This is a genomic window from Pararhodobacter sp., assembly GCF_034676545.1.
Taxonomy (GTDB): domain Bacteria; phylum Pseudomonadota; class Alphaproteobacteria; order Rhodobacterales; family Rhodobacteraceae; genus Pararhodobacter.
This window is the reverse complement of record NZ_JAUCBZ010000015.1, coordinates 3,765,338-3,779,871: the sequence shown is the minus strand read 5'-3', so window position 1 is coordinate 3,779,871 and position 14,534 is coordinate 3,765,338. Positions and strand designations below refer to the sequence as shown.

Annotated in this window: 15 protein-coding genes; 12 read left to right on the top strand and 3 right to left on the bottom strand. The window is 63.8% G+C overall.

The annotated features are described in order from the left end of the window. The first annotated feature begins 88 nt into the window (after positions 1-88). The gene (locus VDQ28_RS22035; RefSeq protein ID WP_323037973.1) at positions 89-1,009 is read left to right on the top strand and encodes a threonine/serine dehydratase; all 921 of its coding nucleotides are present in this window, start codon (positions 89-91) and stop codon (positions 1,007-1,009) included. Here the strand turns inward: VDQ28_RS22035 and VDQ28_RS22030 are convergent. Beyond that, the gene (locus VDQ28_RS22030; RefSeq protein ID WP_323037972.1) at positions 1,006-1,452 is read right to left on the bottom strand and encodes a DMT family transporter; all 447 of its coding nucleotides are present in this window, start codon (positions 1,450-1,452) and stop codon (positions 1,006-1,008) included. The genes VDQ28_RS22035 and VDQ28_RS22030 overlap by 4 nt on opposite strands. A gap of 89 nt (positions 1,453-1,541) precedes the next feature. Here VDQ28_RS22030 and dapD point away from each other — a divergent pair, with 89 nt between their 5' ends. Beyond that, positions 1,542-2,369: a 2,3,4,5-tetrahydropyridine-2,6-dicarboxylate N-succinyltransferase gene (gene dapD, locus VDQ28_RS22025; RefSeq protein WP_323037971.1), complete on the top strand. Its 828-nt coding sequence runs from the start codon at positions 1,542-1,544 to the stop codon at positions 2,367-2,369. 39 nt (positions 2,370-2,408) lie between these two features. On the opposite strand, the gene VDQ28_RS22020 is transcribed toward dapD, so the two are convergent. Further along, a complete protein-coding gene (locus tag VDQ28_RS22020; RefSeq protein ID WP_323037970.1) occupies positions 2,409-2,804 on the bottom strand; it encodes a rhodanese-like domain-containing protein in 396 nt (131 codons plus the stop codon). An 88-nt stretch (positions 2,805-2,892) separates the two neighbouring features. Between VDQ28_RS22020 and VDQ28_RS22015 the strand changes: the two genes are divergently transcribed. The 10 genes from VDQ28_RS22015 to VDQ28_RS21970 all read left to right on the top strand — a co-directional run bounded on the left by VDQ28_RS22015 (position 2,893) and on the right by VDQ28_RS21970 (position 13,270). After that, the gene (locus VDQ28_RS22015) at positions 2,893-3,597 is read left to right on the top strand and encodes an SGNH/GDSL hydrolase family protein (protein ID WP_323037969.1); all 705 of its coding nucleotides are present in this window, start codon (positions 2,893-2,895) and stop codon (positions 3,595-3,597) included. A gap of 67 nt (positions 3,598-3,664) precedes the next feature. Beyond that, complete coding sequence (locus tag VDQ28_RS22010) at positions 3,665-3,991, top strand: hypothetical protein (protein WP_323037968.1); 327 nt, start codon at positions 3,665-3,667, stop codon at positions 3,989-3,991. A gap of 224 nt (positions 3,992-4,215) precedes the next feature. Next, complete coding sequence (locus tag VDQ28_RS22005) at positions 4,216-4,599, top strand: hypothetical protein (RefSeq protein ID WP_323037967.1); 384 nt, start codon at positions 4,216-4,218, stop codon at positions 4,597-4,599. Between the two features lie 5 nt (positions 4,600-4,604). Then, complete coding sequence (locus tag VDQ28_RS22000; RefSeq protein WP_323037966.1) at positions 4,605-6,797, top strand: 4Fe-4S binding protein; 2,193 nt, start codon at positions 4,605-4,607, stop codon at positions 6,795-6,797. A gap of 1 nt (position 6,798) precedes the next feature. Continuing rightward, positions 6,799-8,742, top strand: a complete 1,944-nt coding sequence (gene nosZ / locus VDQ28_RS21995) for a TAT-dependent nitrous-oxide reductase (RefSeq protein ID WP_323037965.1) — start codon at positions 6,799-6,801, stop codon at positions 8,740-8,742. A gap of 9 nt (positions 8,743-8,751) precedes the next feature. Beyond that, positions 8,752-10,104 (top strand): nitrous oxide reductase family maturation protein NosD, encoded by a 1,353-nt coding sequence (locus tag VDQ28_RS21990; protein ID WP_323037964.1) that lies wholly within the window; start codon positions 8,752-8,754, stop codon positions 10,102-10,104. Further along, positions 10,070-10,966, top strand: coding sequence for an ABC transporter ATP-binding protein (locus tag VDQ28_RS21985; protein ID WP_323037963.1), 897 nt, complete (start codon positions 10,070-10,072; stop codon positions 10,964-10,966). The genes VDQ28_RS21990 and VDQ28_RS21985 overlap by 35 nt, the downstream gene beginning before the upstream one ends. After that, positions 10,963-11,784 carry an ABC transporter permease gene (locus VDQ28_RS21980; protein ID WP_323037962.1) on the top strand — a complete coding sequence of 274 codons (822 nt, stop codon included), beginning with the start codon at positions 10,963-10,965 and terminating at the stop codon, positions 11,782-11,784. Before VDQ28_RS21985 ends, VDQ28_RS21980 begins: the two co-directional genes overlap by 4 nt. Then, a complete protein-coding gene (locus VDQ28_RS21975) occupies positions 11,781-12,353 on the top strand; it encodes a nitrous oxide reductase accessory protein NosL (RefSeq protein WP_323037961.1) in 573 nt (190 codons plus the stop codon). The genes VDQ28_RS21980 and VDQ28_RS21975 overlap by 4 nt, the downstream gene beginning before the upstream one ends. A 2-nt stretch (positions 12,354-12,355) precedes the next feature. Next, positions 12,356-13,270 carry an FAD:protein FMN transferase gene (locus VDQ28_RS21970; RefSeq protein WP_323037960.1) on the top strand — a complete coding sequence of 305 codons (915 nt, stop codon included), beginning with the start codon at positions 12,356-12,358 and terminating at the stop codon, positions 13,268-13,270. Positions 13,271-13,316: 46 nt separating this feature from the next. Here VDQ28_RS21970 and VDQ28_RS21965 read toward each other — a convergent pair whose 3' ends face one another. Further along, a complete protein-coding gene (locus VDQ28_RS21965) occupies positions 13,317-14,180 on the bottom strand; it encodes a putative rhamnosyl transferase (RefSeq protein WP_323037959.1) in 864 nt (287 codons plus the stop codon). Positions 14,181-14,534: the final 354 nt, after the last annotated feature.

Genomic DNA, 14,534 nt, shown 5'->3' with positions numbered 1-14,534 from the left:
CCTTAAGTCCTTTCTTCTACTCTTGTTTCATGAGTAACCTTGCGCAGCCGGTAACGCCAGACGCAGACACGCAATCGAGAGAGGTCCGATGGATTGGAAACCTGAGATTATCGCCGCGGCAGAGCGCATTGCCGGCCATATCCGCCGCACGCCGGTTCTGAGCCTCGATCTGTCGGGGCTGGCGTATCCGGTCGCGATGAAGCTGGAGCAAATGCAACACACCGGCAGCTTCAAGGCGCGCGGCGCGTTCAATTCCCTGTTGTCGGCGCAGGTGCCTGCGGGGGGCGTCGTGGCGGCCTCGGGGGGCAATCATGGGGCGGCGGTCGGGTATGCCGCGGCCCGCCTCGGGATCCCGGCGCATATCTTTGTGCCTGAGTTGGCCGGCGCGGAAAAGATCGGACTGATCCGCCGCACAGGTGCAGATTTGACTGTGGTTCCAGGGGTTTATGCCGATGCTCTGGCGGCGGCGCTGGACTATGAGTCGCGCACCGGGGCGATGCAGGTTCATGCGTATGATGGTCTTGCCACGGTTGCCGGGCAGGGGACTTGTCTGGCGGAATGGGAACATCAGGGGTTGGAGGCCGATACGATCTTGATCGCCGTCGGTGGTGGCGGGTTGATCGGCGGCGCGATGGCGTGGTTGCAGTCGCGTCGCAAGGTCGTCGGCGTGGAGCCTGAAACGGCGTGCACGCTGCATGCGGCTTTGGCGGCGGGGGCGCCGGTCGATGTCGAGGTTTCGAGCATCGCCGCGAATGCGCTGGGGGCAAAGCGGATCGGGTCGATCTGTTTCGATCTGGCGCGCGCGCAGGGCATTGCAGCGTTGCGGGTGACGGACAACGCGATTGCCGCGGCGCAGCAGGTGCTGTGGAAAGAGGCCCGCCAATTGGTCGAACCAGCCGGGGCGACGGCGCTTGCGGCGTTGTTGTCCGGGGTTTACACGCCCGCGCCGGGCGAGCGTGTGGCGGTTTTGATCTGTGGCGCGAACCCGTCCAAAGACCCGCTTGCCTAGAGGCGCGACATCACCATGCCGCCCGCCACCAGCGCCACGGCGACAAGGCGTTTCCAGGTGATGTCATAGGTGGCCAGACCAAACGCGCCCGCGGCATCAAGCAACAAAGCGGCGACCATCTGGCCCAGGATCAGCGCCGCAAAGGCCGAGACGACGCCCAGTGTCGGCACGCCCCAGGCGATGGACCAGACAAAGAATGCGCCCAGCAACCCGCCCGCCAGCAGGCCGATGCGCACCGAGGGCAGGCGGGCAAAGGCCGCCCCGTCGCCGAGGATCAGCGTGAGGGCAACCAGAGCCGCAAACCCCACGCCAAAGGAAATCGCGGCGGCGGCCAGGGTTGACTCCACGGCGCGGCCCAGGGCGGCGTTCAGCATGGCTTGCAGGGCGACCGCCGCCCCCGATGCCGCGACCACGCATAATGAGAACAGAACCTGCGGCGACATGGCGCTTCCTTTGACTGACGGTTGCCCAGCGGCGGGCGGCCCGCTATAGGCCAAGGCAACAACGCCAAGCTCCGGGGGAGAAGTCAACCATGTCGAACGCACAATTGGAAACCGCCATCGAAGCTGCCTGGGAGGTGCGCGACACGATCACGCCCGCGTCCACGGGCGAAGCGCGGGACGCGATCGAGCAGACGCTGAATGCGTTGGACAGCGGCACGCTGCGGGTGGCCGAGCGTCGGGAAAACGGCGACTGGCATGTGAACCAATGGGCCAAGAAGGCGGTTTTGCTGGGCTTCCGGCTGAAAGATATGGAGCCGCAGTCGGGTGGCCCGCAGGGGTCTGGCTGGTGGGACAAGGTCGATAGCAAGTTCAAAGGCTGGGGTGACGCCGAGTGGCGCAGCGCCGGGTTCCGCGCGGTGCCGCACTGTATCGTGCGCAAATCGGCCTATATCGCGCCCGGCGTCGTGCTGATGCCCAGCTTTGTGAACCTGGGCGCCTATGTCGATTCCGGCACCATGGTCGATACCTGGGCCACGGTCGGCAGCTGCGCGCAGATCGGCAAGAACGTGCACCTGTCGGGCGGTGTCGGTATTGGCGGCGTGCTGGAGCCGATGCAGGCCGGGCCGACGATCATCGAGGACAATTGCTTTATCGGCGCGCGCTCCGAGGTCGTCGAGGGTTGCATCGTGCGCGAAGGCTCGGTGCTGGGCATGGGCGTGTTCATCGGCAAATCGACCAAGATCGTTGACCGCGAGACCGGCGCGGTGACCTATGGCGAAGTGCCGCCCTATTCGGTCGTCGTCGCCGGGTCGATGCCCTCCAAGAACGGCATCAACCTGTATTGCGCGGTGATCGTGAAGCGCGTTGACGCGCAGACCCGGTCGAAGACGGCGATCAACGAGTTGCTGCGCGATTGATCGGGTTGCACGACAAGGTTTGAAGGGCTGGCCTTTGGGTCAGCCCTTTTTTACGGGCTTTGCCACCACCGGGCCGCCGCTGTCGCGCCAGCCAAAGAACCCGTCGGTGATGTGCATCACGTTCTCCAGCCCCATGTCCTGCGCGATGCGCGCCGATAGTGCCGAGCGCCACCCGGACGCGCAGTAGAACACAAACTGGTTGCCGGTCTGGAATTGCGGCTTGGCATAGGGGCTTTCGGGGTCGATCCAGAATTCCAACATGCCGCGCGGGCAATGGAACGCGCCGGGGATCATGCCCTCACGCTCCAGCTCTCGCGGGTCGCGCAGGTCCACGAAGGTCACGCCCTCGGTTTGCGCCAAGTCCAACAGCTCTGCCGCCGGGGCGTGGCGGACAATTGCATTGGCCTCGGCCACCATATCCTTGACGCGCTTCATCGTGATCTCTCCCTGTGGATTTTGGGGATGCTGCCACGTCGCCGCCGCGGTATCAATCGCACGCATGATATGAACAGTGAGGAGTCAAGTGCTTGCGTCGTTTCCCTCCCGCGTGTTGCTGTCTCCCGTGTTGCTGGCGCAAGCGCTGCAGGTGCGCCGCCGCGCCTTGCAATTGCCCGAGGCGGCGGGGCCGCGCCGGGGTCTTGCCGGGGCAGGGCCGCGGCTGCGGCTGTTGATCGCGGGCGATAGCTCAGCTGCCGGGGTTGGCGTGGATCATCAGGATCTGGCGCTGGCGGGGCAGTTGGTGCAGGCGCTGGCGGCCGATTTCACGGTTGAATGGCAGTTGGAAGCCCAAACCGGCGCCACCACCGCGCAAACGCTGACCCGGTTGCAGGTGCTGCGGGCCGGGCCCTTTGACGTGGCGGTCACGGCGCTGGGGGTCAACGATGTCACGCGGCAGGTGCCCCTGCGGCGCTGGCTGGCGGATCAGGCGCGGATTGCCGACCTGCTGGCCGCACGGTTTCAGGTGCGCGCGCATTGGCGCTCAGGCCTGCCGCCTCTGGCGCGGTTTCCGCTGTTGCCGCGCCCACTGCGCGATGTGCTGGGGGCGCAGGCGCGGGCCTTTGACGGGGCGCTGGCGGCGGCCTCGAGCGACGCGTTGAAACATCTGCCGTTCGATGAAACCCGGCTGGAGCCGTCGATGATGGCGCGCGATGGCTTCCACCCCGGCGCGGCGGTCTATGCCGCCTGGGGGCAGGATCTGGCCGCCGCCATTCGCCGCGAATTTGCGTGAACCCTTGCGGCCTGAGGCGATTCCTGCGACCAGACTGCCGCGTCCACCCCCTATGCGAGAAGCCGCCATGTCCGAGAAACCCAAAAGCAAACAGCAGGTGTTTACCCTTTTGGTCGAGGTTGGCCGCAGCAAGGGGGACGGTTTGCCCAAGGGCAGCACCGGGGCCGGGCTGCTGATCTATGCCTCGGGCGTCGATGAGGCCGAAGCGGTGCGTGAAACTGTCGCAATCCTCAAGCAAGCCGAGATGTCGCCGCTGGATGTGACCGGTTATGGCACGCTGGAAGAGCGGCTGGAAAACGGCGACGAGATCGACGACGCCGAGCGCACCCTGATGGAGCGCGCGCTGGCGGAAAACGCCGTGATCGTCGCACAGATGACGCCGTTCAACGACTGACCGGCCGCATACAGCGCTGATTGCGAGCCCGGTTTCGAAAATCAAGCATGTCAGGTTGGTCTTTCCCCCAGGGAAGGCAAGCAGGGTCGTAACACCTTGAATTATCGGGCTTGCGCGTGCCCGATGCCGGATTGATCCATTTCAACGCCTGAGTCTTGGCGCGAAACTGGATCATGTTGATCCATATCAATGCCCTTGCCTGCGACTGTCCCTTATGTGGCCCCATGCGTGAAAAGATTCTTTCATATCTCGTGACCTTGTGTCTGACCCTGTCGCTAGCGGCGGGTGCGGCCATTACGGGATTCGCGCAGGGGCAACCTGAGCGAGAGATGGGTCCGCTTACGCAAATGGTCATCTGCGATTCGAACGGCGGCACCTCCGTCATCTCGGTCGACAGTTCGGGCAACCGGGTTGATCCCGACCGCCATTGCGATGCGCGTCCCTGCTCCAACTGCCTGAGCACCGTCGCATATTATCTTCCACCCGTGCTGACCCATGTGTCCTTCACCCGCAACGCCTTGCGCGTTCGCGCGGTGGATCAGCACGTCAATCTGCGCTCGTTTACCGCCTTCCATACGGCGGCACGCGGCCCCCCCGTCGAGGTCTGATTCACATGCTTGCCACGTCCCTCCGGTTATTCGCCACGTTTTTATTGGCCCTGCTTCTGCCCATTGCAGCCAGCGCACAAGTGCCACACCTGCAGCGGTTTTTGGTAGAATCAGAGCCATCGGCACTGGTCGAAGGGGCGGATGGCTTTGGCGCGATCCGCGCGGACGCGCCCGTCGCGCCATTGCTGCGCGGCACCGAGCGAATCGGCTGGGCGTTCATCACCTCCGATTTCGTCGGCACCACGGGGTATTCGGGCAAGCCGATTCACATCATGGTGGCGCTTGACGACGACTCGAACATCCTCGGCATCAACCTCGTCCACCACTCGGAGCCGATCGTTCTGATTGGTATCCCCGAGTCGCGTATCCGGGCCTCGATTGATGAACAGGTCGGGCTGAATCTGGCGGCGTTGGCCAACGGTGCCGAACCGCCAGAACTCAACATCATCTCGGGTGCGACGGTCACGATCATGGTGATCGACGATTCGATCCAGCGCTCGGGTATTCGTGTCTCGCGGTTGCTGGGGCTGGGTGGGCTGACGCCGCAAGCACCCGCAACCGGTCCGCGATTCGACATCAACCCCGAGGCCGTCGCCGCCAATGATTGGTTCGGGCTGGTTGGGGACGGCACCGTGCGGCGCATGACGCTGGAAGTCGGTCAGGTCAACGCCGCCTTCGCGGAAATGGAAGACCCGCGCGCCGCCCGTCGTGCGCTGACCGATCCGCCCGAGTCCACCTACATCGACCTCTATTCCGCGCTGGTCAGTGTCCCGGGCATCGGCCGTGAGATCATGGGCGAGGCCGAATACGACAATATGGCGGATTGGCTCGACGAGGGCGATCACGCGATCTTCGTCGGCGGGCAGGGGCCGTATTCCTTCAAGGGGTCGGGGTATGTTCGCGGCGGCATTTTTGACCGGATCGTTCTGATCCAGGGCGACATGTCGGTGCGCTTTCGCGACCGTGATCACCGCCGTCTGGGCACCGTGGCCAGCGATGGCGCGCCCGACTTCAACGAATCCGACGTGTTCCGCATTCCCGCCGACTCCGGGTTCGATCCGGCCGAGCCATGGCGCTTGCAGCTGCTGGTGCAGCGCGACGTTGCCGCCTTGGAACGGGCCTTCACCACCTTCGATCTGGGCTATCAACTGCCACGCTCCTTCGTGATCGAGCGCGCGGTGCCGGTCACGGTCATGGCCGAGGACCTGCACGACGCACAGGCCGAGCGCGATGCGCAAATGGCGTTGATCGAGCGGATCTGGTCCGACCAGAAATACGAGATCATCGTCCTGCTTGGCATGTTGTTCGTGCTGACGGCGGCGTTCTTCTTCCAGGGCTTCCTGACCAAATCCGAGCGTGTCACCTATTGGTTCCGCATGTCGTTCCTGACCGTGACGCTGTTCTTTTTGGGCTGGTATGCCAATGCGCAACTGTCGGTGGTCAACATCCTGGCGCTGTTCCAGTCCTTGATGACCGGGTTTTCGTGGCAGGCCTTCCTGCTGGACCCGCTGACCTTCATCCTGTGGTTCTCGGTTGCGGCGGCGATGATCTTCTGGGGCCGGGGCGCGTTTTGTGGCTGGCTGTGCCCGTTCGGCGCGTTGCAGGAACTGACCAACCAGATCGCCCGCAAACTGCGCGTGCCACAGCTCACCCTGCCGTGGGGGCTGCATGAGCGCCTCTGGCCGATCAAGTACATGATCTTCCTGGCACTGTTCGGCGCGTCGCTGGCGTCGCTGGAATGGGGCGAGCGGCTGTCCGAAATCGAGCCGTTCAAGACTGCGATCGTGCTGCGTTTTGATCGCGCCTGGCCGTTCGTCCTGTTCGCGCTGGCGCTTTTGTTCGCCGGACTGTTCATCGAGCGTTTCTATTGCCGCTACCTGTGCCCGCTGGGCGCGGCGCTTGCGATCCCGGCGCGGATGCGGATGTTCGACTGGCTCAAGCGTTACAAGGAATGCGGCAGCCCGTGTCAGACCTGCGCCAATGAGTGTTTCGTGCAAGCGATCCACCCGACCGGCGAGATCAACCCCAATGAGTGCCTGAACTGTCTGCATTGTCAGGTGCTCTATCAGTCGAAAACGAAATGCCCGGTGGTTATCCGGCAGGTCAAGCGGATGGAAACGGCGACCGCGAGCACGCGAAGCGCCGCCCAGAAACTCGACCAACTCGTTAAGTCCAAACCTGTCAGAAAGGAGACATAAAATGTCTGACAAAATTGAAAATACCGGCATCAGCCGGCGCGGAGTACTGGGGGCCACCGCAACCGGTGCAGCTCTGGGCGCGATGGGCTTGCCCCGCGCGGCGATGGTGGTCGGTGCCGCAGGCACGGCGACCCTGGCGTCAAGCCGCAGTGCCTCGGCCACCGCCATGGAAGATGCGCATGTCGCACCGGGTCAGTTGGACGAATACTATGGCTTCTGGTCCTCGGGCCAGTGCGGCGAGATGCGCATTCTGGGCGTACCGTCGATGCGCGAACTGATGCGCGTGCCGGTGTTCAACCGCTGCTCGGCCACCGGCTGGGGCTCGACCAACGAGTCGATCGCCATCCACCAGGAGCACATGCTGCCGGCCACCAAGGCCTATCTTGAGGCCAACGGCAAGAAGATCCACGACAACGGCGACTTGCACCACGTCCACATGTCCTTCACCGAAGGCCGCTATGACGGGCGCTACCTGTTCATGAACGACAAGGCGAACACCCGCGTTGCGCGTGTGCGTTGCGACGTCATGAAATGCGACAAGATACTGGAAATCCCGAACGCCAAGGCGATCCACGGTCTGCGTCCGCAAAAATGGCCCCGCACCAACTATGTGTTCGCCAACGGCGAAGACGAAGTGCCAATGGTCAACGACGGCACGATTCTGGATGATCCGTCGCAGTATGTGAACTTCTACACCGCGATCAACGCCGACGAGATGACCGTCGCGTGGCAGGTGATGGTGTCGGGCAACCTCGATAACACCGACTGCGACTATGACGGCAAATACGCGTTCTCGACCTCGTACAACTCGGAAATGGGCATGGATCTGCCCGATATGACCGCGGCTGACATGGACCATGTCGTCGTGTTCAACATCGCCGAGATCGAAGCCGGTATCGCCGCGGGCGACTATATTGAACTTCAGGGCGTCAAGGTGATCGACGGCCGCAAGGGCAATAACAAGAAATACACCCGCTACATCCCGGTGCCGAACAACCCGCACGGCTGTAACATGGCGCCCGACAAGATCCACCTGTGCGTTGCCGGCAAACTGTCGCCAACCGTGACGGTGATCGACGTGCGTCTGCTGGATGCGCTGTTCGAGGATGACAGCCTTGACATGCGGTCTTGTGTCGTGGCCGAGCCAGAACTGGGTCTCGGGCCTCTCCACACCGCGTTCGACGGCAAGGGCAACGCCTATACCACGTTGTTCCTCGACAGCCAGGTTGCCTTCTGGAACATCGAGAAAGCCATCGAGCACTTCAACGGCGCGGATGTCGAGTATCTGCTCTCGAAGACCGACGTGCACTACCAGCCCGGCCACAACTCGACGACGATGGGTGAAACCCTCGACGCCGACGGAAAATACTTCATTTCGATGAACAAGTTTTCCAAGGACCGGTTCCTCAACGTCGGCCCGCTCAAGCCAGAGAACGAGCAACTGTTCGCCATCGACGGCAACGAGCTGCATCTGGTCCACGACGGCCCAACCTTTGCCGAGCCGCACGATTCGATCCTCGTGCACCGGTCGGTGATGAATCCACGCGACAACTATGACCGCAACGATCCCAGCTTTGACGCCGTGCGCGCCCAGGCCGAGATCGACGGCGTGAACATTGACGAGTGGATGGATACTGTCATTCGCGACGGTAACAAGGTCCGGGTCTACATGTCCTCGCTGGCACCGAGCTTCTCGTTGGACAAGTTCACCGTGCGGCAGGGCGATGAAGTCACTGTGATCATCACCAACCTTGACGACATCGACGATTTGACCCACGGCTTCACCTTGGGTGACCACGGCGTCGCAATGGAGGTCAGCCCGCAGCAAACGTCGTCGATCACCTTCGTCGCGGCCAAGCCCGGTGTCTACTGGTACTATTGCCAGTGGTTCTGCCACGCGCTCCACATGGAGATGCGCGGCCGGATGCTGGTCGAACCGGCATAAGGAACAGCCATGCAAAGCCTTCGTTTCCTGATTTCAGCCGTTGTGGTGACACTCGTCACCTTGGTCGCGGGCCTCGCCTGTGCCGAGGAACGGTTGGTGCCCGCTGAATCAGGGGCGTTGGCGTTGGCACTCGCCGGGGCCAGCCCCGGCGATGTTCTGCGGCTTGCCCCGGGCCGTCACGACGGCCCGGTGGTGCTGGAATTTGAAATTACGCTGGACGGCGGCGGCGAGGCGCTGTTGCAGGGCAACGGCGTGGGCTCGGTGATCACCGTGACCGGCGACGATATCACCATTCGCGGGCTGGAAATTCGCGGCTCTGGTGATGCACACCCCGAGGTTGACTCGGGCATCAAGCTGGACCGCACGGCGCATCGCGCGCTGATTGAAAACAACACCCTGATCGAGAACCATGTCGGCGTGCATGTGTTCGGCGCCCGCGATTCCATCGTGCGCGGCAACACGATCATTGGCCGGCGACTGCACCGCATGAACTCGCGCGGGAACGGCATCTACGTCTGGAATGCGCCGGGGACCCTGGTTGAACGCAACCAGATCCGCTATGGCCGCGACGGGATATTCGCCAATGCCTCGCGCGAGAATATCTTTCGCGACAACGTGATGCGCGACCTGCGGTTCGCCGTGCATTTCATGTATACCAACATGAGCGAGGTGACCGGGAACGCCTCGATCGGCAACCATCTGGGGTACGCGATCATGTTCTCGAACCGGGTGCAGCTGGTGGGCAACCTGTCGCTGTCCGACCGCGATCATGGGGTGATGCTGAACTATGCCAACAACGCCGATGTCAGCGGCAATCTGGTGCGCGGCGGGACGACCGAGAAATGCACCTTTGTCTACAACTCGCACCGCAATCTGATCGTGGGCAACCGGTTCGAGGGCTGCGAGATCGGCATTCACTTCACCGCCGGATCGGAACGCAACGTGATCACCGGCAACGCCTTTATCGGCAACCAGACGCAGGTCAAATACGTCGGCACCAGCGATGTCGAATGGAGCCATGACGGGCGCGGCAACTACTGGTCCGACCATCCGGCCTTTGATCTGGATGGCGACGGCATCGCCGATGCGCGCTTTCGCCCCAATGACCTGATGGACCATATCCTGTGGTCACAACCCGCTGCGGCGCTGCTGCTTGGTTCGCCCGCGGTGCAATTGATCCGCTGGAGCCAAGCCAATTTCCCCGCGACCTTGCCTGGCGGCGTGGTCGACAGTTTTCCCCTCACGCAGCCGTTGCTGATCATGGTGCCCGACGAGATCGCCCAGATCGAGGCAACAACCCGGCCCGCGTGGCTTGACGGAAGTACAGATGATGACGACTCTTCTTCTCTCGAAGGTCACTAAGACCTTTGGCGAGACCCGCGCGCTGGATGCCGTGGGCTTCAGCGTGGCCCCCGGCGAGCGGGTGGCCTTGCTGGGTCATAACGGTGCCGGTAAATCGACCCTGATGAAGATCATCCTGGGTCTGATCGAGGCCGACAGCGGCGAGATCCGCGTGACCGACGCCGCCCCGGGCAGCAATGCCGCGCGGCGTCAGGTGGCCTATCTGCCCGAAAACGTGGCCTTTCACCCGGCTTTGACCGGGCGCGAGCAGATCCGCTATTACCTGCGTTTGCGCGGCGAGCCGGTGAACATGGCCGATACCCTGCTGGAGCGGGTGGGCCTTGGCCATGCCGCCAACCGCCGCATCGGCACCTATTCCAAGGGGATGCGCCAGCGCGTCGGTCTGGCGCAGGCGATCATCGGGCAGCCGAAACTGCTGGTTCTCGATGAGCCGACCTCGGGCCTCGACCCGGTGTCGCGGCGCGATTTTTACGCCATGCTCGACGAATTGGCCGCCGATGGCGCGTCGATCCTGTTGTCGAGCCACGCCCTGACCGAGGTCGAGGCGCGCACCGACCGGATCGTCATCCTGTCGGGCGGCGTGATGGTCGCCAACGATTCCCTGTCGGTGCTGCGGCGTCGGGCGGCCTTGCCGATCCAGATGCAGATCACCGCCAAGCCGGACGCCGCCGATCAGGTTGCGGCCATGCTGCAAGGCACGCGTTGCAATGGGCTGATGGTCAATCTGAGCTGCTCGTATGACGACAAGCTCGGCCGCCTCGGTCAGATCGCGGCGCTGGGGGCGATGATTGACGATGTCGAGGTCCTGCCGCCCAGCCTTGAGGATATCTACAGCCATTTCAGCCAAAGGAGGCCGTCATGAACCGCATCCTGACCGGCGCAGGCGCCGAGTTCCGCATCGCACTGCGCAACCGCTGGGTGGTGATCGCCGTCGGCATGATGGCGGTGTTCGCGATGGTGCTGTCCGCCGCGGGCAGCGCGCCGACCGGCGAGGTGGGCACGGACCGGCTGTCGGTCACCGTCGCCAGCCTGACCAGCCTTGCGGTTTACCTCGTGCCGCTGGTGGCCTTGTTGATGAGTTTTGATGCCGTGGCAGGCGAGGTCGAACGCGGCACCCTGTCGCTGGTGCTGACCTATCCCGTGTCGCGGCTGGAACTGCTGCTGGGCAAATTCGTGGCGCATCTCGGCATTCTGGCGCTGGCTTTGGCGGTGGGCTACGCCATCGCCGCCGCCGCCGCCATCTGGACCGACCCGCGCGCGACGGCTGGCCTTCCGGCCCTGTGGCGGTTGTTCTGGACGTCGGAACTCCTGGGTGCGAGTTTTGTGGCGCTGGGCTATGCCCTGTCGGCCTGGGCGCGCCGCCCCGGTGCAGCGGCGGGGCTGGTGATCGGCCTGTGGCTGGTGGTGATCGTGCTCTATGATCTGGGGCTGCTGGCGGCCGTGGTCGCGGATAACGGCGGCACCTTCACGACGCAGGTGTTCCCGTGGATGCTGATCGGCAACCCGGCCGATGCCTTCCGGCTTTACAACCTCGCCGCCTCCGAGGCGACCGCCGCCGCCGCCGGGATTGCCGGGGCCGCCAACACCATCCCCGCAACCCACGCGCTCGCCTCTGTGCTGCTGTGGCCGTTGATCGGCCTCGGCCTGGCGACGCTGGCTTTTCGCAAGGTGACGCCATGATCCGCCCCGCACTGTTTGCCCTGTCGCTGCTGGCCCTCGGGGCCTGCCGCGAGGAGGTCGCCTCGTTGCCCGATGCCGTGCAGATGAATGCCGAGGCGGTGGGCCATTATTGCCAGATGAACATGCTGGAACACCCCGGCCCCAAGGCGCAGGTGCATTTGAGCGGCCTGCCGAATCCGCTGTTCTTCAGCCAGGTGCGCGATGCCGTCGCCTATCAACGGATGCCAGAGCAAAGCCACGCCATTGTCGTGATCTATGTGTCCGACATGGGCGGCGGGACGGATTGGAACGACCCCGGCTCGCACAACTGGATACCTGCGGAAACGGCGCTTTATGTGGTGGGCTCGCAAATCGTTGGCGGCATGGGTGCGCCCGAACTGGTGCCATTCTCCACCCAGGCCGAGGCCGAGGCCTTTGTGGGTGAGCATGGCGGCGAGATCCTGCGCCTCGATGCGATCCCCGATGCGTTGGTGCTGGCCCCTGTCGAAATCGACGAGGGCACCGACGCCGAAGAAGAATCCGATTTCGAACAGCGCCTGCGCGCCTTGTCACGCCAAATGGAGGGCTGATCATGTCTTTATCCCGACGCCGTTTCATCGCCATTTCCGCAGCCTTTGCCGCAGCCACCCCGGCCAAGGCCACAGCGATCCATCAATGGCGCGGCGTGGCGCTGGGGGCGGACGCCTCGATCACGCTGGCGCATGCGGATGCCGAAGCGATTGTCGCGCGCGCCCTGCGCGAGATTTCCCGGCTGGAGGCGATCTTCTCCTTGCATGATCCGAATTCGGCCCTGGTTCGCCTGAACACCGCAGGGCGGCTGGATCACCCGCCCTTTGAACTGCTGGAATGCCTGAGCACCGCCGGCGCCGTTCATGCCGCCAGCGGTGGGCGTTTCGACCCGACGATCCAGCCGCTCTGGGCGCTGTATGCCGAGCATATTTCCGCCGGTCAGATGCCGGACGCCGCCAGCCTTGCCACGGTGATGGGCCGGATCGGCTGGTCGCGCCTGCGCATCGACGCCGCCGCGATCGAGATGCAGCCCGGCATGGCGCTCAGCCTCAATGGTATTGCGCAGGGGTATATCGCCGACAAAGTGGCGGCTTTGCTGCGCGCCGAAGGGTTGCACGATGTGCTGATCAACACCGGCGAGTTCGTGGCGCTTGGCGGGCATCCGCAGGGCGGCGACTGGCCGGTTTCGCTCAGCGACGGGCAGACGGTGACGCCGGATGCGGTGCATCTGCGGGATGGCGCTTTGGCCAGCTCCTCGCCCCACGCGATCACCTTTGATGCGTCGGGCACGGTCAGCCATATCCTTGACCCGCAGACCGGCGCGCCCGCCCCGGCGCATTGGCGCTTGATCACCGTGACCGCGCCGACGGCGGCCTTGGCCGACGCCCTGAGCACGGCGTGTTGCCTGATGGATCAAGACGCGATCACCGCGACCCTGGCGGCCTTCCCGCGCGCCTCACTCGCCTTCGCAAGCTAAGTCGCGCCACCACACCAAAGGGCCGCGACCAAGGCCCTTTGCTCTCTCACGCGCCAACCTGTGCCGTATCTTTGCGCCGCCAGATTGCGCGTACCGCGTCTGAATTGATGCCGAACGCCCGCTGGAAGTCCTGTTCCTGTGCGGGCGTCAGCAAAACGGCATTCTGCGCCAGGGCCTCTCGGGAATCGTTGTGATCATTTGCCCCGCGGATCCACATATCCGGGTCAAGGCGGCTGAGAACCGGCATATGCTGCCAGACCTCATGGTGGCCGAAATTCATCACCGTCAGATGATGGCCGGGGCGAAACGCGATTGCCAGACCGGCACTGACCAGCAACCGCTTGGCGGGTTCGGCCTCCAGCCCTTTGGCACTGGCGCGCGCGGTATAGCCATTGACGAAATCCATCGCCAACAAAGCCGCGTCGTCGAACACATCGAGACACTGGCGCAAATTGCGTCTTAGCGCCGCGACGAAATTCACCCCCACCGCGTCATCGTCATCCAGCCGGAACTGCACGGTGAACCGGTCCTTGTGGCGCACCGAGTTGATCGCCTCGGCCATGATCGTGCGGTGCCGCAGCGGCGGATGCGCCTGTATGATCACCTGCGGCAGGTCTGCCGTGAGGGATTTCAGCCGGTTCAGATGGTCACCCGGCAAATCCTCGCCGATGACGATCAGAAAGGTGAAATCCGGGTCGGTCTGCGCGCGCAGCGAGGGCAGGGTGAGCGCCTCGAACATGCGAAAGCGCTCATTCAGGCGTTCGGGCGCGTACAGGAACGCCCTTCGCTCGTCGAGTGTCTCGTGGACCCTTTGAAACCCGCCCAGGGCAGGATAGGAAAACCGGCACAACCCGATGACCTGCGACCGGCGGGCCGCGCGATGGCGAAGAAGACGGCGGCGGATCGACATGGCGCGCATTTCCCGTTGGAAAACCCAAGCCTAGCAACAAGCCAGCGGCGCGGCAACGCGGCCAAGGCGACAATCTTGAAACCGGGGGCACACGGGGGTTCGCGCTGTGTTGACAAGGGGGGCGACTCTCCCTAGAAGGCCCTCACCCGGTTCATGCACGTCGTGTGACTCGGGGCTTTAGATAACACTACGTGGTCATGATCCGGGCTTCACCGCTTCGATCCTCTGGAACTCCACCGCGGCGTCTCCCAACCGGGAAACGCATGCGGTTTTGTGCTTTGCGGACGCGCAAGGTGCCTAAGTACGGACTGCCCCCGGAAACCTCTCTGACGAGGGATGGACGAACGGGTTGCA

Bases quoted from the DNA above. Each gene is read 5' to 3' on its own strand.
- VDQ28_RS22020 (WP_323037970.1), bottom strand. From the start codon at position 2,804: ATGAAGCGCGTCAAGGATATGGTGGCCGAGGCCAATGCAATTGTCCGC.
- VDQ28_RS21975 (WP_323037961.1), top strand. From the start codon at position 11,781: ATGATCCGCCCCGCACTGTTTGCCCTGTCGCTGCTGGCCCTCGGGGCC.
- VDQ28_RS21970 (WP_323037960.1), top strand. From the start codon at position 12,356: ATGTCTTTATCCCGACGCCGTTTCATCGCCATTTCCGCAGCCTTTGCC.
- VDQ28_RS22030 (WP_323037972.1), bottom strand. From the start codon at position 1,452: ATGTCGCCGCAGGTTCTGTTCTCATTATGCGTGGTCGCGGCATCGGGG.
- VDQ28_RS22035 (WP_323037973.1), top strand. From the start codon at position 89: ATGGATTGGAAACCTGAGATTATCGCCGCGGCAGAGCGCATTGCCGGC.
- VDQ28_RS21985 (WP_323037963.1), top strand. From the start codon at position 10,070: ATGATGACGACTCTTCTTCTCTCGAAGGTCACTAAGACCTTTGGCGAG.
- VDQ28_RS21990 (WP_323037964.1), top strand. From the start codon at position 8,752: ATGCAAAGCCTTCGTTTCCTGATTTCAGCCGTTGTGGTGACACTCGTC.
- dapD (WP_323037971.1), top strand. From the start codon at position 1,542: ATGTCGAACGCACAATTGGAAACCGCCATCGAAGCTGCCTGGGAGGTG.
- VDQ28_RS22000 (WP_323037966.1), top strand. From the start codon at position 4,605: ATGCTTGCCACGTCCCTCCGGTTATTCGCCACGTTTTTATTGGCCCTG.
- nosZ (WP_323037965.1), top strand. From the start codon at position 6,799: ATGTCTGACAAAATTGAAAATACCGGCATCAGCCGGCGCGGAGTACTG.
- VDQ28_RS21980 (WP_323037962.1), top strand. From the start codon at position 10,963: ATGAACCGCATCCTGACCGGCGCAGGCGCCGAGTTCCGCATCGCACTG.
- VDQ28_RS22010 (WP_323037968.1), top strand. From the start codon at position 3,665: ATGTCCGAGAAACCCAAAAGCAAACAGCAGGTGTTTACCCTTTTGGTC.
- VDQ28_RS21965 (WP_323037959.1), bottom strand. From the start codon at position 14,180: ATGTCGATCCGCCGCCGTCTTCTTCGCCATCGCGCGGCCCGCCGGTCG.
- VDQ28_RS22005 (WP_323037967.1), top strand. From the start codon at position 4,216: ATGCGTGAAAAGATTCTTTCATATCTCGTGACCTTGTGTCTGACCCTG.